13 protein-coding genes and 2 tRNA genes are annotated in these 22,078 nt (G+C 71.9%); 6 read left to right on the top strand and 9 right to left on the bottom strand.

The window, feature by feature from the left end:
- Positions 1–121: 121 nt before the first annotated feature.
- Positions 122–754 (bottom strand): two-component system response regulator, encoded by a 633-nt coding sequence (locus tag ACIRQ7_RS17685; protein WP_404263364.1) that lies wholly within the window; start codon positions 752–754, stop codon positions 122–124.
- On the bottom strand, positions 751–5,127 hold the full coding sequence (locus ACIRQ7_RS17680; RefSeq protein ID WP_404263362.1) for a HAMP domain-containing protein: 4,377 nt from the start codon (positions 5,125–5,127) through the stop codon (positions 751–753). Before ACIRQ7_RS17680 ends, ACIRQ7_RS17685 begins: the two co-directional genes overlap by 4 nt.
- Before the next feature lie 304 nt (positions 5,128–5,431).
- Here ACIRQ7_RS17680 and ACIRQ7_RS17675 point away from each other — a divergent pair, with 304 nt between their 5' ends.
- The gene (locus ACIRQ7_RS17675; RefSeq protein WP_404263361.1) at positions 5,432–7,297 is read left to right on the top strand and encodes a SpoIIE family protein phosphatase; all 1,866 of its coding nucleotides are present in this window, start codon (positions 5,432–5,434) and stop codon (positions 7,295–7,297) included.
- Positions 7,298–7,426: 129 nt separating this feature from the next.
- On the top strand, positions 7,427–9,076 hold the full coding sequence (locus tag ACIRQ7_RS17670; protein ID WP_404263359.1) for a long-chain fatty acid--CoA ligase: 1,650 nt from the start codon (positions 7,427–7,429) through the stop codon (positions 9,074–9,076).
- A gap of 67 nt (positions 9,077–9,143) precedes the next feature.
- On the opposite strand, the gene ACIRQ7_RS17665 is transcribed toward ACIRQ7_RS17670, so the two are convergent.
- Complete coding sequence (locus tag ACIRQ7_RS17665; protein ID WP_404263357.1) at positions 9,144–13,694, bottom strand: PAS domain-containing protein; 4,551 nt, start codon at positions 13,692–13,694, stop codon at positions 9,144–9,146.
- 192 nt (positions 13,695–13,886) lie between these two features.
- Positions 13,887–14,477 (bottom strand): SSI family serine proteinase inhibitor, encoded by a 591-nt coding sequence (locus ACIRQ7_RS17660; RefSeq protein WP_404263355.1) that lies wholly within the window; start codon positions 14,475–14,477, stop codon positions 13,887–13,889.
- A gap of 239 nt (positions 14,478–14,716) precedes the next feature.
- Between ACIRQ7_RS17660 and ACIRQ7_RS17655 the strand changes: the two genes are divergently transcribed.
- The 4 genes from ACIRQ7_RS17655 to ACIRQ7_RS17640 all read left to right on the top strand — a co-directional run bounded on the left by ACIRQ7_RS17655 (position 14,717) and on the right by ACIRQ7_RS17640 (position 16,902).
- Positions 14,717–14,807 (top strand) — tRNA-Ser (locus ACIRQ7_RS17655).
- 101 nt (positions 14,808–14,908) lie between these two features.
- Entirely contained in the window at positions 14,909–15,901 is a 993-nt protein-coding gene (locus ACIRQ7_RS17650) for a GlxA family transcriptional regulator (RefSeq protein WP_404263353.1), read from the top strand.
- A 101-nt stretch (positions 15,902–16,002) separates the two neighbouring features.
- Positions 16,003–16,695 carry an HD domain-containing protein gene (locus tag ACIRQ7_RS17645; RefSeq protein ID WP_404263352.1) on the top strand — a complete coding sequence of 231 codons (693 nt, stop codon included), beginning with the start codon at positions 16,003–16,005 and terminating at the stop codon, positions 16,693–16,695.
- A 134-nt stretch (positions 16,696–16,829) separates the two neighbouring features.
- Positions 16,830–16,902: transfer RNA gene (locus ACIRQ7_RS17640), tRNA-Arg, on the top strand.
- A gap of 80 nt (positions 16,903–16,982) precedes the next feature.
- Here ACIRQ7_RS17640 and ACIRQ7_RS17635 read toward each other — a convergent pair.
- From ACIRQ7_RS17635 to ACIRQ7_RS17615, 5 genes are all read right to left on the bottom strand, one after another.
- On the bottom strand, positions 16,983–18,266 hold the full coding sequence (locus tag ACIRQ7_RS17635; protein WP_404263351.1) for a tyrosine-type recombinase/integrase: 1,284 nt from the start codon (positions 18,264–18,266) through the stop codon (positions 16,983–16,985).
- Complete coding sequence (locus ACIRQ7_RS17630; RefSeq protein ID WP_404263349.1) at positions 18,266–18,559, bottom strand: helix-turn-helix domain-containing protein; 294 nt, start codon at positions 18,557–18,559, stop codon at positions 18,266–18,268. Before ACIRQ7_RS17630 ends, ACIRQ7_RS17635 begins: the two co-directional genes overlap by 1 nt.
- A gap of 389 nt (positions 18,560–18,948) precedes the next feature.
- The gene (locus ACIRQ7_RS17625) at positions 18,949–20,424 is read right to left on the bottom strand and encodes an ATP-binding protein (RefSeq protein ID WP_404263347.1); all 1,476 of its coding nucleotides are present in this window, start codon (positions 20,422–20,424) and stop codon (positions 18,949–18,951) included.
- A 3-nt stretch (positions 20,425–20,427) separates the two neighbouring features.
- Positions 20,428–21,276: a bifunctional DNA primase/polymerase gene (locus ACIRQ7_RS17620; RefSeq protein ID WP_404263345.1), complete on the bottom strand. Its 849-nt coding sequence runs from the start codon at positions 21,274–21,276 to the stop codon at positions 20,428–20,430.
- A complete protein-coding gene (locus ACIRQ7_RS17615; RefSeq protein ID WP_404263344.1) occupies positions 21,273–21,998 on the bottom strand; it encodes a DNA methylase in 726 nt (241 codons plus the stop codon). The genes ACIRQ7_RS17620 and ACIRQ7_RS17615 overlap by 4 nt, the downstream gene beginning before the upstream one ends.
- Between the last annotated feature and the right edge of the window lie 80 nt (positions 21,999–22,078).

The following is a 22,078-nucleotide window of genomic DNA, read 5'->3' as shown; positions in this document are numbered from 1 at the left end:
ACGAGCAGCGGGCCGCGACTTCGACGCGTTTTTTTTAGCTTCCGACCCGTCGGCCCGGTCCCTCGTCAGCCCGTCGGCCCGTTCCCCGTCAGCCTTCGGCCCGCACCCGCCTGACCGGAACTCAGGCGCCCCGCCCCGCGACCAGTCTTTCCACCGCCTGTTCCAGGTCGGCGATGCGGTCGGCGAGGCCGGCCGGTTCGGGGCCGTCCGTCTCGCGCAACAGGAGTTCGACCTGGGCCAGCTGGCCGGCGACATCGGCCAGGCGAGGGGTGTCGGCGGGGGTGGACGGCTCCCCGGGGTGGGCTTCCGCCGTCAGCAGTCGCTTCAACTGCTCTGCCTGCGCGGCGAGTTGGCGGTTCTTGCGGTGCAGGTCCAGGAAGACGTTGACCTTGGTGCGCAGCAGCCAGGGGTCGAACGGTTTGATCAGGAAGTCGGCGGCGCCGACGGTGTAGCCGCGGTAGGCGTAGTTCGGGTCGACCTCGGCGCCGGTCAGGAGGATCACCGGTACGTCCTTGGTCTGGTCGAGCCCCTTGATGTTGGCGGCGGTCTCGAAGCCGTTCATCCCCGGCATCATCACGTCGATGAGGACGACCGCGAACTCCTGGCGCAGCATCGCCTTGAGGGCCGTCTCGCCGGAGTGCGCGCGGACCACCTGGGCGAGCGAGCCGAGGACGGCTTCGAGGGCGACGAGGTTTTCCTCCATGTCGTCGACGATGAGGATGCTGGAGGTGGTGTCCGGCGTTGATGTCGTCATGAGCGTTGCTCCGGCGTGCCCTTGTCGTCGGTGTCCCTGGCGTCCGTGACCTCCGTCGTGTCCGGGATGTCGGTGGCGTTCGCGGTGGTGACGACGTCCGCGGTGCCGGCGGGCCCGTCGCTCTCGGGGGCGGGGTCGAGGAGCCGGCAGATGACGGACAGCAGGCGATCCACGTCGACCGGCTTGGGGATGTAGTCGTTGGCGCCGCTCTCGATCGCCTTCTCGCGGTCGCCCGGCATGGCCTTGGCCGTGAGGGCGATGACCGGGAGGTTCGCGAAGCGCGGTGCGTGACGGATCGCCTGGATCATCTCGTAACCGTCCATTTCCGGCATCATGATGTCCATCAGGACCAGCGACACATCGGGCGCCCGGTCGAGGACCTCAAGGCCTTCGCGGCCGTTCTCGGCGTACTTCACGCTGATGCCGACCCGGCCGAGGACGTGCGTGAGCGCGAAGACGTTGCGGATGTCGTCGTCGACGATGAGGATCCGGCGGTTGGCCAGCACATGTCCGGCGCGCCCGGTCAGCCATTCCTTGAGGCGGGTCGTCTCCGGCCAGGTCACATCCCCGCCGTCCGCGGACGGCGGGGGAGTACGGGTCAGGCCGCCCTCCTGGGTGCCGAGCGCATCGGAGGCCGGGTACGTGGGCAGCGGCTCGGGCGGGGCCTGGGGCAGGGGCTCCGGCTGGGCGGCGAACTGTTCGGCGAGGTTCGGGTGCGGGGACTCGTCGGAGGAGGCGCCCGGCGGTTCGAGCGCGCGGGGCTCCTCCCTCTCCTCCTCGGGCATGTCCAGCGCCACCGACGGGCCCGAGTAGTGCGCGGGCACGTAGAGGGTGAAGGTGGAGCCGACGCCCGGCTCGCTCTCGGCGGTGATGCTGCCGCCGAGCAGGTCGGCCATGTCCCGGCTGATGGAGAGGCCGAGGCCGGTGCCGCCGTATTTGCGGCTGGTGGTGCCGTCGGACTGCTGGAAGGCCTCGAAGATCCCGTCGAGCTTCTCCTGCGGGATGCCGATGCCGGTGTCCTTGACGGCGAAGGCGATGACGGCGTCGGCGTGCCGCAGCGACTCCTCGGTGAACTCGGTCCCGGCAGCGCGTTCGACGACGAGCTCGACACCGCCCGCCGAGGTGAACTTCACGGCGTTGGAGAGCAGGTTGCGGAGGATCTGCTGGAGGCGCTGTTCGTCGGAGAACAGCTCGCGGGGTACGTGCTCGCCGACCTTGACGTCGAACGACAGGCCGCGGTCGCTGGAGAGCGGCCGGAAGGTCGCCCGCACGTAGTCGAGCAGCTTGATCAGCGGCAGCTTCTTGGGGTGCACGTCCATCCGGCCGGCCTCGATCTTCGAGAGGTCGAGGATGTCGTTGATGAGCTGGAGGAGGTCGGAGCCGGCGCGGTGGATGGTGACGGCGAACTCCACCTCCTGCCCGGAGAGCCGGCCGTCGGGGTTGTCGGCGAGCAGCCGGGACAGCACGAGGAGGGAGTTGAGCGGGGTGCGCAGCTCGTGCGACATGTTGGCCAGGAACTCGGACTTGTACTGCGAGGACGTCGCCAACAGGGCTGCCTTTTCCTCCAGTTCGGCGTTGGTGAGCTGCAACTCATCAGAACGCTGGCGCAGTTCGGCGGTGAGGCGCTGGGACTCCGAGAGCAGCGCTTCGGTGCGGGAGTTGGCGATGATGGTGTTGATGGAGACGCCGATGGTGTTCACGAACTGGTCGATGAAGGCGAGGTGGACCTCGCTGAACTTGCTGAACGACGCCAGCTCGATGACGCCGAGCACCTGGTCCTCGAAGAGGACCGGCAGGATGACGACGCTGGCCGGGGCCGAGGCGCCGAGGCCGGAGCTGATGTTGATGTAGTCCGGGGGTACGGCCTCGACGAGGATGCGGCGCTTCTCCATGGCGGCCTGGGTGATCAGCCCCCAGCCGGGGGTGCCGAGCCGCATCCGGGGCAGCTGGCGGCGCCCTTCGGCCTGCCCCGTGCCGTAACCGGCGATCAGCTCCAGCCCCTCGCCGGGCTCGGCGCCCGCCTCGGCGAGGAAGAAGGCACCGAACTGCGCGTTCACCAGCGGGGTCAGCTCGCGCAGGATCAGGTCGGCGACCTCGACGAGGTCGCGGTGTCCCTGCATGAGGCCCGCGATACGGGTGAGGTTGGACTCCAGCCAGTCCTTGGCGCGGGTGGTCTCGCGGAGGTTCGCGACCATCAGGTTGATGTTGTTCTTCAGGGCGGCGACCTCGCCCTCCGCCTCCACCGAAATGGAGCCGGACATGTCGCCGGAGGTGACGGCGCTCGCGACCTCGGCGATCGCCCGCACCTGGGTGGTGAGGTTGCCGGCGAGTTCGTTGACGCTGGTGGTCAGCCGCTTCCACGTCCCGTAGACGCCCTCGACGCGGGCCTGGCCGCCGAGCCGGCCCTCGCTGCCGACCTCGCGGGCCACGCGGGTGACCTCGGAGGAGAACGACGAGAGCGTGTCGACCATCGTGTTGATGGTGGTCTTGAGCTCCAGGATCTCGCCGCGCGCGTCGACGTCGATCTTCTTCGACAGGTCACCGCGGGCGACGGCGGTCGCGACCTGGGCGATGTTGCGGACCTGGGAGGTCAGGTTGTCGGCCATGAAGTTGACGTTGTCGGTGAGGTTCTTCCAGACCCCGGACACGCCGTGGACCTGGGCGCGCCCGCCGAGCCGGCCCTCGGTGCCGACCTCGCGGGCCACGCGGGTCACCTCGTCGGCGAACGCCCGCAGCTGCTGGACCATCGTGTTGACGGTGTCCTTGAGCTCCAGGATCTCGCCGCGCGCGTCGACGTCGATCTTCTTCGACAGGTCGCCGTTGGCGACTGCGGTGGTGACCTGGGCGATGTTGCGGACCTGGGAGGTCAGGTTGAGGGCCATGAAGTTGACGTTGTCGGTGAGGTCCTTCCAGACCCCGGAGGCGCCCCTGACCTGCGCCTGACCGCCCAGGTTGCCCTCGGTGCCGACCTCGCGCGCCACCCGGGTCACCTCGTCGGCGAACGCGGACAGCTGGGAGACCATGGTGTTGATCGTCGACTTCAGCTCCAGGATCTCCCCCTTGGCCTCCACCGTGATCGTCTTGCCGAGGTCGCCCTCGGCGACGGCGGTCGCGACCTGGGCGATGTTGCGGACCTGGGAGGTCAGGTTGTCGGCCATGAAGTTGACGCTCTCCGTCAGGTCCTTCCAGACCCCGGATACGTCCCTGACCTGGGCCCTTCCGCCGAGCTGCCCCTCGGTGCCGACCTCGCGCGCGACGCGGGTGACCTCGTCGGCGAACGCGGACAGCTGGTCGACCATGGTGTTGATCGTCGACTTCAGCTCCAGGATCTCGCCGCGCGCATCCACCGTGATCTTCTGGCTGAGGTCGCCGTTGGCGACGGCGGTGGTGACCTGGGCGATGTTGCGGACCTGCCAGGTCAGGTTGGACGCCATGAAGTTGACGTTGTCGGTGAGGTCCTTCCAGACCCCGGACACGCCCCTGACCGTGGCTCGTCCGCCGAGCTGGCCCTCGGTGCCGACCTCGCGGGCCACGCGCGTGACCTCGTCGGCGAACGCCCGCAGCTGATCCAGCATCTTGTTGACGGTGAGCTTCAGCTCCAGCAGTTCGCCGGTGGCCTCGACCGTCACCTGCTGCGTCAGGTCGCCGCGCGCCACCGCCGTCGTCACCACCGCGATGTCGCGGACCTGCGCCGTCAGCCGCGACGCCATCGTGTTGACGGCCTCCGTCACATGGCGCCAGTCACCCGAGAGCCCCTGCGTCTTCGCCCGTCCGCCCAGCCGCCCCTCGGTGCCGACCTCGCGGGCCACGCGGGTCACCTCGCCGGTGAACAGTGAGAGCTGGTCGACCATGCGGTTCACGCCGCTGCCCAGGCGGCGCAGATCGCCGCGGAGCTGGCGGGAGCCGTCGTGCAGATCGACATGCTGGGTCAGGTCGCCGTCGGCCACCGCGTCGAGCACCCGGGTGGCCTTCGCGACGGGGACGACCAGCGCTTCGAGCACCGTATTGGCGGCCTCGGTGTTGGTCGTCCAGCCGCCCTGACCAGGGCTTGCCGTGATCCGCTCGTCCAGCCGCCCCTGCCGGAGGATTTCCCGGCGCACCCGCTGGAGCTCCGACGACAGATGCGCGTTGCGCGCCACGATCTGGTTGAGGACGCCCGCCATCTCGGCCGGTACGCCCTCCTCCACGCCGTCCACCCGGACGGTGAAATCCCCGTCGCAGAGGGCGTGCAGGGCGGTGAGGAGCGGGCGCAGGTCGGCCTCGCGGACCCATGCTCCGCCGGGCGGCGCAGGGCCGGAATCGGGCGGGGGAGCAGGCGGGGGTTCGGGTCGGGAATCGGGCCGGGAATCAGGCCGGGTCGGGTCCTCTGCCATGGCACACCATCCCCCCACTGATCCATTTGGACACACCGGCGTTCCATATGCGCATGTATGTCATAGTATAAAGCGCTCGCACATACTGCTCGCACTGACCTCTTCCCAGGCGCATCGAGGGGGCGGAGTGGCAACATCGTCCGCTCGCGTGACGGAGTCCGTGACCGAATCCGTGTCCCGGAAGGGCCTGCCGGCGAACCAGCTGGCAGCCTCCGGGGCCCGTCGATTTGTGCGCGCCGCACTCTGTGACGGGCTCGCGGACGGGCCCGGGGACGGGCTCGCGAAAAGTCCCGCGGAAGGGCCCATGGGGGAACTCGTCGACGACGCCGTCCTCCTTGCCAGCGAACTCGTCACCAACGCCGTCATGTACGCGGGCACCGACATCGAGGTGCTCTGCCGCCTGGAGGAGCGGCCCGGCGCGGTCGGCGGCAGCGCTACGGACACCGGCATCGGCGTCGTCGTCGAGGTCGTGGACCGGCATCCCGCCAGGAGGGTGCGCGGCGGGGTGGACGCCCGGCGCGGGGAACACGGCTACGGCCTCCAGCTGGTCACCGCGCTGGCGGAGTCCTGGGGCGTGACCTACCGGCGGGCGGAGAAGAAGGTCTGGTTCCGCCTGGAGGCCGAGGCCCCCGCCGAGCCCTCCGCCGAGCCTCCCCCCGACGACACCCCTGCGGGCCCGCCGCCCGGCACGCCCGCAGCGCCCTCCCCGGCCGCGCCCTCCCCGGCCCTTCCGGCCGACGCCACCGCGGGCGAAGGCTCCCGAGGTGACGACTCCCGGGCCGACGCCGCCCCGGCCGAGCCGTCCCCGGCCGCCGACGCCGCTTCCGCTCCCGCCCACGCCGCCCCGGCACCCAAGGTGCCCCTTGAGCGCCGGGCGCCCCGCGTCCGCCCGCGCCGCTTCGCCGCCGAGTGGGCGGACCGCGGCGGGCCGTCGTTCCTCGCCGAGACCAGCGAGCTGCTGGCCGGACAGCTCGACCAGGACATGGTCACCTCCCTCGCCGCACAGCTGCTCGTCCCCCGGCTCGCCGACTGGTGCGCCATCTGGCTGAACACCGAGGGCGGCGGAATGCAGCTCTCCCGCGTCTGGCACGTCGACGAGCGGCGCATCAATCCGCTGCGTACGGAGCTGGACCGGGACCCGCCGACCGAAGGGGTCGGCGGCGCGGGCACCCCGTGGCCCTGGCCGGAGAGCGCCGGTGCCGACCACACCGGCGGCTCGGCGCTGGCCTTCCCCCTCGTCGCCCGCGACACGGACCAGGGAGTGCTGCTGCTCGGCCGGGCGGGGCAGCTGCAGATGACCGACACCGTGGTGCGGATGATGGAGGACGTGGCGCGCCGCGTGGCCCAGGCCGTGCACACCGCCCGCCAGTACACCCGGCAGACGACCATCAGCCGGGCCCTCCAGCGCCGGCAGCTGCCCGCATCGCTGGCCAGCATCATCGGCGTCGACACGGCGATCGTCTACGAACCGCACGGCGAGGGGCAGACCGTCGGCGGCGACTTCTACGACATCTTCCCGATGGGCGAGCGCCGCTGGTGCTTCCTGCTCGGGGACGTCCAGGGCAAGGACCCGGAGGCGATGTCCGTCACCGGCCTGGCGCGGCATCTGGTGCGGCTGCTGGCCCGCGAGGGCCACGGCGTCGAATCGGTGCTCAGCAGGCTGAACGCCGCCATGGCGGAGGAGAGCGCCGAGGCCGTGGAGGTCGGCGGCGAGCTGGCCGGGCCCCGCTTCCTGAGCCTGCTCTACGGGGAGCTGGAGGTCGACCCGGGCGTCGCCGGGGCCCACTGCACGGTGGCCACCGCGGGCCATCCGCCGCCGCTGCGCCTCTTCGTCGACGGCAGGGTGGAGGCGGTATCGGATCCGCAGATGCTGCTCGGCATCGACGAGGGCGCCGAATTCCAGGCCAGCTCCTTCGACCTCGCACCGGGCGAGACGCTGCTCTGCGTCACCGACGGCGTCACCGAACGCCGCTGCGGAACCTGGCAGTTGGACGACAACGACGGCCTGGCCGACGTCCTGCGGGACGGGCTGGGCCTGGGCGCGAAGGCCCTGGCCGAACACGTCCGGCGAGCGGCCCACGACTTCGGCACCGGCCCGGTCGAGGACGACCTCTCGGTCCTGGTGCTCCAGGCGGTCGCGGGCACGGCGGGCGCGCGTCCGCGGGTGTGACGGGGGCACCGGGTAGGGCAAACGCCTCCGCGAGCGGGAAAGAACACACTTCAGGGACGTGACATACCGATTGGTATGCGTCGACAATCGCTGCACGACTACCCGCCCGTAACACAGCGGAGGCACCCGGTGCTCAGCACGATGCAGGACGTACCGCTCACGGTCTCGCGAATCCTGGCCCACGGGTCGACGGTCCATGGGGACTCGCAGGTCATCACCTGGACCGGCGCGGACCCGCACCGGCGCACATTCGCCGAGGTCGGCCGCCGCGCCGCCCGGCTGGCCCACGCGCTCGGCGACGAACTCGCCGTCACGGGCGACGAGCGGGTGGGCACGCTCATGTGGAACAACGCCGAGCATCTGGAGGCCTACCTCGCGATCCCCTCCATGGGGGCCGTGCTGCACACCCTCAACCTGCGGCTGCCCGCCGAGCAGTTGTCATGGATCATCAACCACGCCGAGGACCGCGTCCTCCTCGTCAACGGCACCCTGATCCCGCTGCTCGCCCCGCTGCTGCCGCAGCTCGCCACGGTCGAGCACCTGGTCGTCGTGGGCCCCGGCGACCGCTCCCTCCTCGCGGACACCCCGGCGCGGGTGCACGACTACGAAGAGCTGCTCGACGGCCGGGCGGAGAGCTACGACTGGCCTCAGATCGACGAACGGCAGTCCGCGGCGCTCTGCTACACCTCCGGGACGACCGGCGACCCCAAGGGCGTTCTCTACAGCCACCGTTCGCTGTTCCTGCACTCGCTCCAGGTCAACAGCGCCGAGGCCTTCGCACTCAGCGCCGCCGATATCGCGCTGCCCGTCGTGCCGATGTTCCACGTCAACGCCTGGGGCCTGCCGCACGCCGCGTTCATGGCCGGCGCGTCGCTGCTGATGCCGGACCGCTTCCTGCAGCCGGGGCCGCTGGCCGAAATGATCGAGACCCTGCGTCCCACCATCGGCGCCGCCGTGCCCACCATCTGGCAGGGCCTGCTGGCCGAACTGGACGGCACCAAGCGCGATGTCGCCAGCCTGCATACGGTCATCATCGGCGGCTCCGCCTGTCCGCCCGTCCTGATGCGCGGCTTTCAGGAGCGCCACGGCATCCGCGTCGTGCACGCCTGGGGCATGACCGAGACCTCACCGCTGGGCACCGTCGGGCACCCGCCCGCCGGTGTGAGTGGCGAGGAGGAGTGGGCCTACCGCGCCACGCAGGGCCGCTTCCCCGCCTCCGTCGAGGCGCGGCTGGTCGGCCCCGGCGGTGACCACCTCCCCTGGGACGGCGAGTCGGCCGGCGAGCTGGAGGTCCGCGGGCCGTGGATCGCGGGCGCCTACTACGGCGGGGCGCAGGGCGAACCACAGCGCCCCGAGGACAAGTTCAGCCCGGACGGCTGGCTGCGCACCGGTGACGTCGGCACCATCACCCCCAACGGCTACCTGACCCTGACCGACCGTGCCAAGGACGTCATCAAGTCGGGCGGCGAATGGATCTCGTCGGTCGATCTGGAGAACCACCTGATGGCCCACCCGGATGTCGCGGAGGCCGCGGTCGTCGCCGTACCGGACGACAAGTGGGGCGAGCGGCCGCTGGCAACGGTGGTCCTGCGCGAGGGCGTCACCCTCGGCTACGAGGAGCTGAAGGCCTTCCTCGGGGAGCGGATCGCGCGCTGGCAGGTTCCGGAGCGGTGGGCGGTGATCCCGGCGGTGCCGAAGACCAGCGTGGGCAAGTTCGACAAGAAGGTGCTGCGCCGGCAGTACGCGGACGGGGAGCTGGACGTGACGCGCCTGGGGTGAGGCGCGGCCCTGTGGGGCACGGCACGAAGAGGGGTGGGCGCGGCCGGGTGGCCGGCCCGCCCCTCCGTCAGTTCGTGCCGATCTTGGCGAGCAGGTCGACGATCCGGGCCTGGACCTCGGCGCTCGTGGAGCGCTCCGCGAGGAAGAGCACGGTCTCGCCCGCCGCGAGCCGCGGCAGCTGGGCCGGGTCCATGTCGGCGGAGGTGTAGACGACCAGCGGGGTGTGGTCGAGCAGCCCGTTCGCACGCAGCCAGTCGACGATTCCGGCCCGGCGGCGGCGTACCTGCATCAGGTCCATCACGACCAGATTCGGCCGCATCTGCGTCGCGAGGGTGACCGCGTCCGTGTCGGCACCGGCCCGTGCGACCTGCATGCCGCGCCGCTCCAGCGACGTGGTCAGGGCGCCCGCGATGGCGTCGTTCTGCTCGATCAACAGCACCCGCGGCGGGTGCTGTTCGCTGTCCCGCGGCGCGAGCGCCTTGAGGAGCACGGCCGGATCGGCGCCGTATGCGGCCTCCCGGGTGGCCTGTCCCAGACCGGCGGTCACCAGCACCGGGACCTCGGCGGCGCCGGCCGCCTGGCGCAGCGACTGGAGGGCGGTGCGGGTGATCGGCCCGGTCAGTGGGTCGACGAAGAGCGCGGCGGGGTACGCCGCGATCTGCGCGTCGACCTCCTCCCGGGAGTTGACGATCACGGGGCGGTAGCCGCGGTCGCTCAGCGCCTGCTGGGTGGAGACGTCCGGGGCCGGCCAGACCAGCAGCCGCCGCGGATTGTCCAGCGGCTCCGGCGGCAACTCGTCATCCATGGGCGGTTGTTGACGGTGCATCACCTCTATGGCGCCATTCGGCCCGTCCAGCGGCTCCGGACCCTCGCTGCCCTCGTCGGGCGCGGAGATCGCGAAGGCGCGGCCCTCGCCGGCGTCCATCAGGTGGGGCTGCGGCGCAGGCTGTGCCGGCGGCTGGTGCTGCGGCTTGGGCGGGGTGTGCGGCGGGACCTGGTGCGGCAGCGGCTGCGCCTGCTGGTGCGGCCCCGATGTGCCGTCGGCGGCCGCGCCGCGCTCGCCCTCCTGCGGGGGCGCGGCGAGCTTGCGCCGCCGGCCGGAACCGGCGGACGTACCGCCGGGGGGAGTGCTGCCGGGGGGCGCCGCCGGACGCCGCTGGTCGGCGATCTGCTGCGCGAACGGCACACCCTGCCCGAGCGTGCGCACGCTGAACGCCCGCCCCTGCGAGTGCCCCGCGTCGTGCCCGCCGTCCTGCGCCGGGCCGCCGTCGTCCTCGGTGGGCGGCAGCGGCTGCCGGGCGGCGGCCGCACGGGCCGGGGCCTGGCGTTGCGGCGGCACCGGGGCGGTGCCCTGCGGGGGTACGGCGGTGGCGCCCGGTGCTGCCGGGTCCTGTGCTGCGGAGTGCTCGGAGGCGGCGGGGAGCTCCGGGGTCCGGGCCGCGTGCTGGTCAGCGGGCTCCTCGGCCGGGCTGGGGCGGCCGCGCCGCCGGCCCGTCGGTGCGGGGGCGGCAGCCGTGGGTGCGGCGGCCGTCGCGGAGTCCGCAGCGGGGGCGATGCCCGGCGCCGTGCCCGTCGCCGTACCGGTCTCATCGGACGGCTCCGTCGGCTGCGCCACAAGACCCTCCGGGCCCGCGACGAAGGTGCCGGACGCCTCCGAATCGGCCATCGCGGCCGCCGCGCGCTCCTCGGCGGCGGCCCGCCGGGCGCGCCGCTGACCGGTCGGCTCCATGCCCCAATCGCCTTGCGGCGCACCGGAGTTGCCGGCCGCCTCCAACTCGAAGCCGGTCGCACCGCCGGGCATCTCCGCGGTCCCGCCGGCCACCTGCCGGCGCGCACGGCGCCGGCCCGTACCGCCGCCGTCCTGCGGACCGGCCGTCTGCGCGGGCACCTGCCCGGCGATCGCGGGCAGCGCCGGGAGCGGCTGCGGTGTCTGATCGGCGGCGGCGGGCGGCAGCGCGAAGGGGGTACGCGGGCCGGCCGGCTGCTGCTGCGCTCCGGGGCGCAGCCCGTGCGCGCCGGACTGCTGGGTGCCTGCCGGATCGTTCGTCCCGTTCGGCGGGGTCGCCGCGGAGCCCTGCGTACGCCCGCCGTTCTGGGCGGACCGCTCGGGCGCCTCGGCCAGCGCGCGTCGCGCCCGCCGGCCGCTCGGCTGCGCCGTCGCCTGACCCCCGCCCGGCCAGGGACCGGCCGCCGGACCCGACCCTGAATCCTGACCCTGGCCCGGGTGCTGGGCCGTGCCCGGAGCCTGCGGCTCGGCGGTCCGCGTCCCGGACATCTGCGTCCCGGAGGCCCGCGCAACGGAAGCCTGCGCAACGGAAGCCTGTGCTCCGGCGGGGACGTGCCCCGCCTGCCGCCCGGCCGCGGAATCTCCCGCGCCGGACGTACCCGACGTACCGGCAGGCAGTGCGGGCAGCGCGCCGCCCTCCGCAGATCCCTGCCGCGCCCGCCGCCGACCGCTCGGCGGTACGGCCTCGGCGCCCGCCATGCCCGGCGGCAGCCCCGCACCGTCCGCGCCGGGCCGCCCGCCGCCCTGCTGCGGCTGCGCACCCCGGCCATCGTCCGACGCGCCGGAACCCGTCCCGCCCTGCGGGCCGTCACCGGCCACGCCGTGCGGAGCCGTACCGTCCGTGCCCGCGTCCTGCTCGGCGCCGCCACCGGCTCCCGAGTGCCGGGCACGCCGCCGCCCGGTCGGCTGCGGACCACCGGCCTGGGCCGGCACCCCCGCGCCACCGTCGGCTCCGTCGCCCGTTTCCGTGCTCGCGCCGCCTTCGCCACGGCCCTCGTCCGGCCCGTCGCCCGTCGCCCCGGACGCCGGCCCGCTCCGGGGAACGGCCCCGGCCGAAGCCGCGGGGTCGACCGCCGCCCCGGCCGCACCGTGCTGCGTTCCGCGCACGAGGGCGGCCGGTACCGGCATCACCGTCGTCTCATTGCCCGTGATCTCGAACGACCCGTCGGCCCGGTCCGCGCCGGCGGTCCGGTCAACCCGCTCGCCGGCACCGTCCGAGCCGTCCGACCCGGCAGCCCCGTCCGCCCCGGGCGCCTGCGCCCCCTCATCCGTCCCGGACGGCGTCGAGCCCTTCGCCGCCACCGGCAGTTCCAGCACATACGCGCTGCCGCCCGCGCCCGGCGCGCCAGGCACCTCGTGGGTCTGCATCAGGCCGCCGTGCTGCCGCACGATCCCGCGCACGATCGGCTCGTGCACCGGATCGCCGCCGCCGTACGGCCCGCGCACCTCGATCCGTACGACGTCGCCGCGCTGCGCCGCCGCCACCACGATCGTCGAGTCACCGGGAATCGGCCCCATCCGGGCAACGCCCGCCCGCCCGTCCTGGCCGGCTCCCGCGCCGCCGTCACCCACCGGCATCCGGCCCGTCGAGTCCACGCCCGCGACATCGGCGATCAGATGCGACAGCGCCTGAGCGATCCGGTCGGCGTCCACCGTGGCCTCGATCGGCGGCGCGTGCACCGCGAACTGCGCGCGCCCCGGGCCGATCAGCTCGATCGCGCCCTCCACACCCGCGGCGACGACGGTGTCCAGCGAGACCTTGGTGCGATGCAGCCGGTCCGTGCCGGAGTCCAGCCGCTGATAGCTCAGGACGTTGTCCACCAGCGTCGTCATCCGGGCGTGCCCGGCGGCGAGGTGGTGCAGGATCTGGTTGGCCTCGGGCCACAGCTGCCCGGCGGGGTCGGAGGCGAGCGTGCTCAGCTCGCCGTTCAGCTCCTCCAGCGGGCCGCGCAGCGCCTGGTCGAGCACGGCGAGCAGCTGGGCGTGCCGGGCCGCCAGCGCGTCATACGGGCGCCGGTCGGTGAAGGTCATCACCGCGCCGACGAGCTGATCGCCGTCCCGCACCGGCGCCGTCGTCAGGTCAACGGCCACCGCCCGGCCGTCCTTCGCCCACAGCGCCTGCCCGCGCACCCGGTGCTTGCGCCCGGACTTGAGGGTGTCGGCGAGCGGGGTGTCCTCCCACGGCAGCGGCGAACCGTCCGCCCGCGAGTGGTGGATCAGCGGATGCAGCTCCTTGCCGCCCAGCTCGCTCGCCCGGAAGCCCAGGATCTGCGCGGCGGACGGATTGACCAGGACGACCTTGCCGTCCGCGTCGACCCCGACCACACCCTCGGCAGCGGCCCGCAGAATCATCTCGGTCTGCCGCTGCTGGCGGGCCAGCTCGGTCTCGGTGTCCAGCGTTCCCGTCAGGTCGCGCACCACGAGCATCAGCAGCTCATCGCCGGTGTAGCCGGTCCGGTGGTCGGCGTACGCGGCCTCGAAGGCGGACTCGTACGGGGTGCGGCCGTCCTCAAGATTCGCGCTGGTCACCTCGACCAGCAGCTCCGTGCCGTCGGTGCGCCGCGCGACCATGCGGGTCGGCTTGGTACGCGGGCCCTCGGTCTCCTCGTCCCGGCGCCGCATGGAGCCGGGAATGCGCTTGGAGTCGAAGGACGGCAGCAGATCGAGGAGGCCGCGCCCCACCAGGGCCGTGCCCGGCGCCTCGAAGGTCTCCAGCGCGATGGTGTTGGCGTTGACGACCGTGCCGTTGCAGTTGACGAGCAACAGCGCGTCCGGGAGGGCGTCGAGTATGGCTGCGAGGCGAGCAGCGCCTCGGGATGGCCTGCTGCTCACGACGACGCTTCCTCCCTGTTACCGCACCTTGCCGACCCACCGTGGCGGATCGCTGGTCTGGAGTCTACGGGCACTTGCCCCAGGCGTGGAGGCGGATGACGAGGAGGTAATGCCACGGTCCGGTGCGACTCACCGCACGCCGGACATGTGCCCCGCGTCCTGACCTGGCCCGCTACTCCGCCACGAACCGGGTCAGGAAGTGGTCACCGGGAGCAGAGGTTCGAAGCGTCCCCAGCGGCTGATCTCACATCCGTTGGTGCGCCGGAAGTCGGCGTTCACCGGGCGTCCGGCCCAGGTCCCGGTGACATGCGCGGTGGCCGGACCGCCGTACATCATCGTGCAGCGCGCCCCCTGCCGAACCGGGGCGAACGGGTCCTTTCCCCACTTCGTCTGCCGGTCGACCGCGTCGCAGGCGGCGGTCGCGGCGCGATGGCTCCCGCCGTCGGGGTGGCAGTACAGCTCGTACGTGCCGTCGGTCCGCGCCGAACCGGAGTCGGTGACGGTGACCGTGAGGTGGTCGGTGGGGGCCAGGACGCCGATCACCCGGTCGCCGATCACCCGGTCGCCGATGACCCGGTCGCCCACGGGCAGCAGGGAACCGGCCGCGAACGTCCGGTGCTCGGGCAGCGGGATCGGGGCGGCGGTGGCGGCGGGCGTCGTCAGGGCGAGCGCGGACACGGCGGAAACGACGGACACGGCGGCGGTGGCGGCCGCGGCGTAGAAGGACCTGCGGGACCTGCGGGAGGTGCGGGGCGCGAAGGGGGTCCGGCGGCGGTGCGGCATCACAGACTCCAGTGAGACGAGTGCGGGGCGGTACGCGGTGCGTACACGCCGGGGCGCACGGCCGTCCTGCCGTACGTTCCCGACACCCCTAACGCGCCGACAGGCCCGACGTTGCGCCGCAGGAACGTCTTTGCGGGCCGGTGCGCGCGCCTAGTACGGTAGGGGGCGATTGGTGACAGCCCGCAGAGCTGTGCCATCATCTGGACACACCACAGCGCGTTTGCGCGCGTGGGGTGTGTGGAGGCGTCGCCTAGTCCGGTCTATGGCGCCGCACTGCTAATGCGGTTTGGGGTTTACCCCCCATCGAGGGTTCAAATCCCTCCGCCTCCGCTCCTCTTGTCAGGCCCCGGTCGTCCGCGACCGGGGCCTGACGCGTTCCGTGCGCACCGCGCACGCGCCGGCCCGCCGCCCCGCGCACTACGCTCCGGGCCATGCCCGAGACCACCCCCGCGCCCGCTCACGCTCCCGGGGCCGCCCGCCGCATCCTCATGCTGGCCTTCGAAGGCGCCCGACTGCTGGACGTGACGGGCCCGTTGGAGGTCTTCAGCGCCGCGGCACGGCTCGGCGGGCACTACGAGATCCGCATCTGCTCACCGGACGGCCGCGACATCACCGCCGCCTCCGGCACCCGCCTCGCGGTCGACGCCGCCGCCCACCTCTCCCCTCCGGCCGACACCGTCCTGGTCCCCGGCGCCGAGGAACTCACCGAGGGACGCTTCCCGCCCGGCCTGCCGGACGCCGTACGCACCCTCGCCGCCCGCTCCCGCCGGACCGCCTCGGTCTGCGCCGGGGCGTTCGCGCTGGCGGACGCGGGACTCCTCGACGGGCGCCGCGCCACCACCCACTGGCGCCACACCGGCACCCTCGCCGCCCGCTACCCGTCCGTCTCCGTGGACCCGGACGCCCTCTACGTCCAGGACGGCACCGTCTTCACCTCCGCCGGCGTCTCGGCCGGCATCGACCTCGCGCTGGCCCTGGTCGAGGCGGACGAGGGCCCGGATCTGGCCCGCGAGGTGGCCCGCGACCTGGTCGTCTTCATGCAGCGGCCGGGCGGCCAGTCACAGTTCTCGGTGCCCGCCCGCACCCCGCGGCCCCGCCACGACGCCCTGCGCGCCCTCCTGGACGCGATCGCCGCCGACCCGGCAGCCGACCACTCCCTCGCCCCGCTGGCCGCGCGAGCGGGCCTCAGCACCCGCCACCTCAGCCGCCTCTTCCGCGAGCACACCGGCACCACCCCGGCCGGCTACGTCGAAGCCGTACGCCTGGAGGCCGCCCAGACCTTCCTCGCGAACGGCGAATCGGTCACCGCCACCGCCCGCCGCACCGGCATCGGCAGCGACGAATCCCTGCGCCGCCTCTTCCTCCGCCGCTTCGGCGTCACCCCGTCCGCCTACCGCGCCCGCTTCCACACCACGGCCCGCTGACCGACCGCCGCGCGCCACGCCCCTCGGCCTTGTCCACATCTGTGGGCCACCCGTCCCGATCACACCGGGCGCGGCTCGCCGCCCCGCGCGACGCTGAACCCATGACACACCAACCCCGCCCCGAGCCCATCACTCCCGACATCCCTCACATCTCCGACATTCCAGATATCCCCGGCATCCCCGTCCCGGACAGCACGCTCGCCCGGGAGGCCACCGAACTCATCCGCGACGTCACCGACGACCTGATCTACCACCACTCCCGCCGCGTCTACCTCTTCGGCGCCCGCCACGGCCTGCACCACCGCCTCGACTTCGACCCGGAGCTGCTCTACGTCGGCGCGCTCTTCCACGACCTCGGCCTGACCGGGAAGTTCCGCAGCTCCCAGCAACGCTTCGAGCTCGACGGCGCCGACGAGGCGCGGGCCTTCCTGACCTCCCGCGGCATCCCCGAGGACCGCGCCCGCCTCGTCTGGGAGGGCATCGCCCTGCACACCACCCCGGAGATCCCGCACCACATGGCCCCCGAAGTGGCGCTCGTGACAGCCGGCGTCGAACTGGACGTCCTGGGCATCGGCTACGACACCCTCCCGCCGAAGACCCGCGAGGCGATCGTCGCCGCCCACCCCCGCCCCGACTTCAAGCGGCGCATCCTGCACGCCTTCCACGCCGGACTGGCCCACCGCCCCCAGACCACATTCGGCAACGTGAAGGCCGACGTCCTGGACCGCTTCGAAGAGGGCTACACCCGCCCGAACTTCGTCCGGATCATCGAGGACTCCGCCTGGCCCGAGTAGCTCCCCAGAACCCCCTGAGGAGCCATTTCCCCAGGTCAGAGGCGGTCCGGCGAATGGATTTCACCTCACGGCGCAGGTCATGTAATGTTGTTCTCGCAACGCCGACCGGCCAAGAAAAACCGCCGGAAAGCCAAGCGCTCGTAGCTTAACGGATAGAGCATCTGACTACGGATCAGAAGGTTGCAGGTTCGAATCCTGCCGAGCGCACACAGGTCAAAGGCCCCCTGGACATCGTCCAGGGGGCCTTTGACATCAGCAGGTGACATCAACGCTGACGCTGACGCCCGTCACGCGGCCGGCGCAGAGCCCGGCTCCCCCTCCTCGTCGTCCTCCAGGTCGTCAACCCCAAGGGCGTCGTCCATCCGGTCGGCCGCCGCCTTGAGAGTGGTCTGCATCACGTGTGCGTAGGTGTCGAGCGTCATGGTGATGGTGCTGTGGCCGAGCGTCTCCATGATCGTGCGCGGGTCGACGCCCTGGGCCAGCAGCAGTGAGGCGCAGGTGTGCCGGAGGTCGTGCACGCGGACCCGGCGCACCTTGGCGTCCCGGCACAGGATCGTGAGCATCCGGTTGAGGCTGCGAGGGTCGGTGGCCCGGCCGGTGGCCGTGGTGAAGACCAGGCCGCTCGGGTGGCCGGGGACTGGCTGCCATTTGGCGCCGGCCACCGTTCGTTCCTTCTCCTGCTGCGCCTGGTGGGCGATGAGGGCCGTCACACACTTCCGAGGGAGCGACACCGTCCGGAGCGAGCGTGCCGTTTTCGGCGTGCCGAAGAGCAGCTCGCGCTTGATGCGCTGGAGGTTGCGACGAACCCGGAGCTGGCCGGCCTCCAGGTCGATGTCCGACCAGGTGAGTCCGAGGGCTTCTCCGCGCCGCAGGCCGGTGGAGAGGAGCAGCAGCCATAGGGCGTAGAGCCGGTGGTTGCGGGTCGTCCTGAGCAGGATTCTGGCCTCCGCAGCGTCCAACGGACATACCTCCTGGCGTTCGACGGTGGGTGTCTCGACGATGCGGGCGACGTTGCGTGCGATGAGTTCTTCCCGGACGGCCTGCTGCAGCGCGGAGCGGAGCACGGCGTGGACGTACTGGACGGTGCGGGCCGACGGCCGGCGCTTGCAGCACTTGTTCACGGCGCAGCACGTCCGGTCTTCCTTGGCGCGCGCTGCGTCGACTCCACGGAGGCAGCAGAGACAGCCGCCCTTGAACTCCGCGAGGAACAGCCGGATGTCGGTGGGGGAGAGGCGGTTGAGCTTCTTCTTGCCGAGGGCGGGCTTGATGTAGAGCCGGGACAGGCCCTCGTAACTGTTGAGCGTCGCGGGCTTGAGGCGGGTGGGGGCGATCGCTGCGAGCCAGTAGGTGAGGAAGTCGCCGAACGGCATGGCCGAGGTGGCGGCCGGGATGCCCTGCCGGGTCTTCTCCTGCAGTTCGATGAGTTTGTTGCCCACCTCCTCGCGCGTCTTGCCGTAGACGAACTTGCGGACGCGGGTGCCGTCGGGCCGGTAGACGTACGCGGCTGCGTGATAGCGGCCGTCGGTGCGCTTCGTGATGGTGCCTTCTCCGTTGGCACGCCTCTTGGCCATCAGGCAGCCTCCTCAAGCTTGTTGTCGATGTAGGTGCGGAGTGCGTCGAGGGGGATGCGACGGGCGCGGCCCTCGGTGAAGCTCGGCAGGGTGCCGGAGCGGATCAGGTCGTAGACCTTGCTGCGGCTGAACCTCAGAGCGGTCATGACCTCCGGGACGGTGAGGGCTTGCGGGTCGCTCGCGACGACGGTCAGCACGTTGAGACCTCCGGAAGAGGGCTGGAACTGCGAATGGAGTTGGTTCGGGGGCTTCTTGGGGCCCGCGCCTGTCCGAGATGTGGATTTCTGCGTCATCGCGTCAGGCACGTCATTTGTGGCTCTGACCTGTGGTTATGCGGTGACGCGGTCAGCTCGGGGCGTGTCACGGGGCGGGGCGGAGTTCTGTCACCGGTGACGCGGGTGACGTGGGCTGACGCAGGTTTTGCCGTCTGCGTCACCGCTGTCACCGCTGGTCAGGGGCCGGGTTGAGCTGGCTGGTGACGTGGGTGACGCAAGATCTCTTCTCTTAGGAAAAAGAGGGTGGTGTCTGTGGTGGTGCGGCGCGGCTCAGGACGTGAAGAAGGAGCCGCTGCGCGGCACGTCTTGCGCAGCGGCGGCAAGCCGCCGGAACAGCAAGAGGAGCACGCCCATCGCGATGGGGGTGCTCCTCTTGCTTGTTCAGTGCGGCGCCGTGACGGCGCGGGTCAGAACGCCGCTTCCTGCTGCTGCGGGGGCAGTGTCGCGGGGCGGGTCATCTCGATGTAGCGGGCGGCGCTGGTGCGGCCCCAGTCGATGAGGACGCCGCGTGCGGCAAGGGTCGGCTGCAGGCGCTTGAGGCGGTCGGAGAGGACCTTGCCGGTGGTGGGCCAGCCCTTGGGCAGGGGACGGCACTCCTCGCCGCTGTAGAGGCTTGTGAGGCAGTGCAGCCACTCCGAGGACGTCATACGGACTTCCGTACCCGCGTCGAGGCCGGCCGCGTGGTTCAAAACCGTCTGCGCCAGTAGGTCACCTTCGATGACGTCGTCGTTGAGGTCATCGAGGCTGGCCCGGTACGCGGCCAGCGAGCCGAAGCCGGTAGCCGCGTCGAGCTGCGCGCACAGGTGGGCGAAGTCGGCCATCCGCAGGTCGGTGGGGGTGTCCGCCTGGGCGGCACGCACCTTGACCGTCAGGTCCAGCAGGGAACCGAGCACGGCCGGCAGGATCTCCGCGTACTCCGTCCACAGCTCTGCCTCAGTGCGCCGCACCCGGGGCCGCACGAGACGGAGCGGGAGGAGGCGTTCGGCGAGGTCCGGGCGGATGACGCCGACATCGATACCGGTCAGGAGCATGGGGCGCCGGTAACGGGAGCGGACGACATCGCCGTCGGTGAACAGGGCGCGCTTGATGCTCTCGGCGCCGGTCACGATGCAGCACATGAGGTCGGACAGGTCCGGGGGCAGGTGAGAGAGGTTGTCCAAAGCGGTGACCCATCCGGCAGCGACGGCCGTGATCATGTTCTCCTCGTCCTTCGGCGCCCGGCGCAGGTCACCGCTCATCCCCTCGATGATCCGCACCAGCATCCGGCCGCCGGTGGACTTTCCCGCCCCTTGGGGGCCGGTGAGGAACGGGGCGGGCACGGGCACGGACGGCTCCAGGCAGCCGATCAGCCAGGCGATGGCCAGGCACTCGGTCTCGGCGCTGGCGAAGTTGCACAAGCGGAGCAGGAGATCGATGCCCTTGCCGTTGGTGTCCGCGGCGGGCAGGGGGAGTTCGCCGGTGAGCTGGGTGCGCCGCCAGCAGACTTCCTGCGGGTCAGGGGTGAGGACGTCCCAGCCGGTGGGGTGGATGCGGACGGACTTGCCGTCGTCGCGGCCCAGGTCGAGCCAGGTCGCCCCGTCGAACCCGGGCGCCACGCGGATGTGGGTGGGCTGTACGTCCTCGGTCAGTGCGAGTGCTTCGATCAAGTCCAACGCCTCCTTGAGTGCCGTTCCGTTGAACACGCCGACCCCGTCCCTGTACAGGCCGACCATGAGTTCCTGGCGGTGGCTTCCAGTGGTGCCCTGGGAGCGGATGGGCCGGGCCACAGGGTGGCCGTTCTTCTGCGCGTACACGGTGCCGTCGATGGTGCGGAAGTACCGGAAGTGCGCTTGTGCGTAGTCGGTGATGATCTGGCGGGCCGGCGTCTTGTCGTCCTCGGACATGGCTCACATCCCCAGGGCAGTGCGGGCGTTGGTCCACGCGTCGGCGCAGTGCCGGGGCGATTCACCCTTAGCCTGCGCGGCGGTGAACAGCCGCGTGACGTGCGCGTCGGTGAGGCAGCCGCACCGGCCATGGGTGGAGAGCACGGCGAGGAAGGTCCGGTAGACGGTGGTGTGCACCGCGCTGCTCGCCTCGGAGATGCGCTGCTCAGCCATCGCGATGCCCCGGGCCAGATAGGTGGGCGTGCGGTGGTGGCATTCCACGCCCCCGACCGGCACGGGCACGGCGACGGCGCCCCTCGCGGGCCGGACCGACGACGGCTCCTTGACGATCAGGGCGCGTACGGCGTCGGGCAGGGCGGTCATGGTGCCAGTGCCGGGACCGAGCCACCGGGCGTAGGACATGGTCGACTTGATGTCGACACCGGGACGCACCGCGTTGGACGATCCCATGTTGCCTCGGTAGATCCAGTGCTCACCGCGTGTCGTCGACACGGTTCGCGTGGCGGGCAGAGCCGTACGGGCCCATGCGATGGCGTCCGCGTTGTCCAGGTCGACCACGGTCAGGCCGGCGCCGCCGGGGTGGTAGCCGACGCACACCGCCTGCCGCCACGCCGCTGCCCACGGGGCCGAGGTAATGACGGCCGGGTCGGTGGTGGCGGCGGCCCACGCGTGGCATACGCCGGGGCACCGGCAGGGACCCGCAGACTTCATGTTCGGCCGGCCGCCGCACGCGTTCTTGGCGCAGGAGCGGCAGTTGCCGAACGGCACCTTGCCCCGCCGCAGGGGCAACACCGGCACGCCGGACGACGCGAGGCTCAACGCGGTGTGCAGGGAATGCGGCGTCTCGCTCATGCCGCCACCCCCAGCGTGGCCGTGGCGAGGAACGCGGCGCCGATGTGCTCGGTGTAGGCCGGGGGGATGGCCTCGGTCAGTTCCTCGCGCACGTCGGTCCAGTCGATGCCCATCGCGGCTTGTAGCTCCGAGATGGACGGTTTGCCGCCGCCGTTGCCGTAGGCGGCGACATACGGGCCGTCGAAGTACTGGCCGTGTCGGTAGCCGCGCACGCGGCCTCGGTGCGGGCGGTGGGCGGGCTGCTCGATGCTCCAGCCGCCGGCCTCGAAGTTGCGGTGCCGGATCACTCCGAGGCCGAACATCTCGCCGCACAGGGTGAGGTCTTTGCGGATCTTCGCGCGGCCGTTGGGCTGCTCGATCACGTACGGCAGGCCGGTGGCGTCCAACAGCTCACGGGTGGGCGCGACGAGGTCGACGTGCGCGCGTCCCCAGCCCTGCGAGGCGTTAGTGCCGACAGTGAGTGCGCATCCGTGCTGGCAGGGCGGGGAGGCGTGCACGAACCCGTACCGTCGGATCTCGCCGGTGGCGATGAGGCGGGCGAGGTATTCGAGGGCGTCGCCCTGATGGCAGATGAACGGGTAGTTGGGGCGTTCGGCGATGTCGCAGCCGTGGACGCGAAACCCGGCGCGGGCGTAGCCCGTGGCGGCACCGCCGGCGCAGGAGAACAGGTCCAGCAGCAAGGGCCGGTGGTCGTCTCGCCGGATGTCGGTGGTTTGGGTCATGCTGGAGACCTCCAACAGGTCTGTTGAGGACGGTTGGGCAAGGGCGGCCCGGTTCATTGGCGTGAGAGGGGCCGCCCTTG

It is taken from the genome of Streptomyces sp. NPDC101393 (genome assembly GCF_044767385.1).
Classification (GTDB): Bacteria; Actinomycetota; Actinomycetes; order Streptomycetales; family Streptomycetaceae; genus Streptomyces.
The sequence above is the reverse complement of the archived record's forward strand: the minus strand, read 5'-3'. Positions and strand labels throughout refer to the sequence as shown.

Bases quoted from the DNA above. Each gene is read 5' to 3' on its own strand.
- ACIRQ7_RS17685 (WP_404263364.1), bottom strand. From the start codon at position 754: ATGACGACATCAACGCCGGACACCACCTCCAGCATCCTCATCGTCGAC.
- ACIRQ7_RS17680 (WP_404263362.1), bottom strand. From the start codon at position 5,127: ATGGCAGAGGACCCGACCCGGCCTGATTCCCGGCCCGATTCCCGACCC.
- ACIRQ7_RS17675 (WP_404263361.1), top strand. From the start codon at position 5,432: ATGGGGGAACTCGTCGACGACGCCGTCCTCCTTGCCAGCGAACTCGTC.
- ACIRQ7_RS17660 (WP_404263355.1), bottom strand. From the start codon at position 14,477: ATGCCGCACCGCCGCCGGACCCCCTTCGCGCCCCGCACCTCCCGCAGG.
- ACIRQ7_RS17650 (WP_404263353.1), top strand. From the start codon at position 14,909: ATGCCCGAGACCACCCCCGCGCCCGCTCACGCTCCCGGGGCCGCCCGC.
- ACIRQ7_RS17645 (WP_404263352.1), top strand. From the start codon at position 16,003: ATGACACACCAACCCCGCCCCGAGCCCATCACTCCCGACATCCCTCAC.
- ACIRQ7_RS17635 (WP_404263351.1), bottom strand. From the start codon at position 18,266: ATGGCCAAGAGGCGTGCCAACGGAGAAGGCACCATCACGAAGCGCACC.
- ACIRQ7_RS17630 (WP_404263349.1), bottom strand. From the start codon at position 18,559: ATGACGCAGAAATCCACATCTCGGACAGGCGCGGGCCCCAAGAAGCCC.
- ACIRQ7_RS17625 (WP_404263347.1), bottom strand. From the start codon at position 20,424: ATGTCCGAGGACGACAAGACGCCGGCCCGCCAGATCATCACCGACTAC.
- ACIRQ7_RS17620 (WP_404263345.1), bottom strand. From the start codon at position 21,276: ATGAGCGAGACGCCGCATTCCCTGCACACCGCGTTGAGCCTCGCGTCG.
- ACIRQ7_RS17615 (WP_404263344.1), bottom strand. From the start codon at position 21,998: ATGACCCAAACCACCGACATCCGGCGAGACGACCACCGGCCCTTGCTG.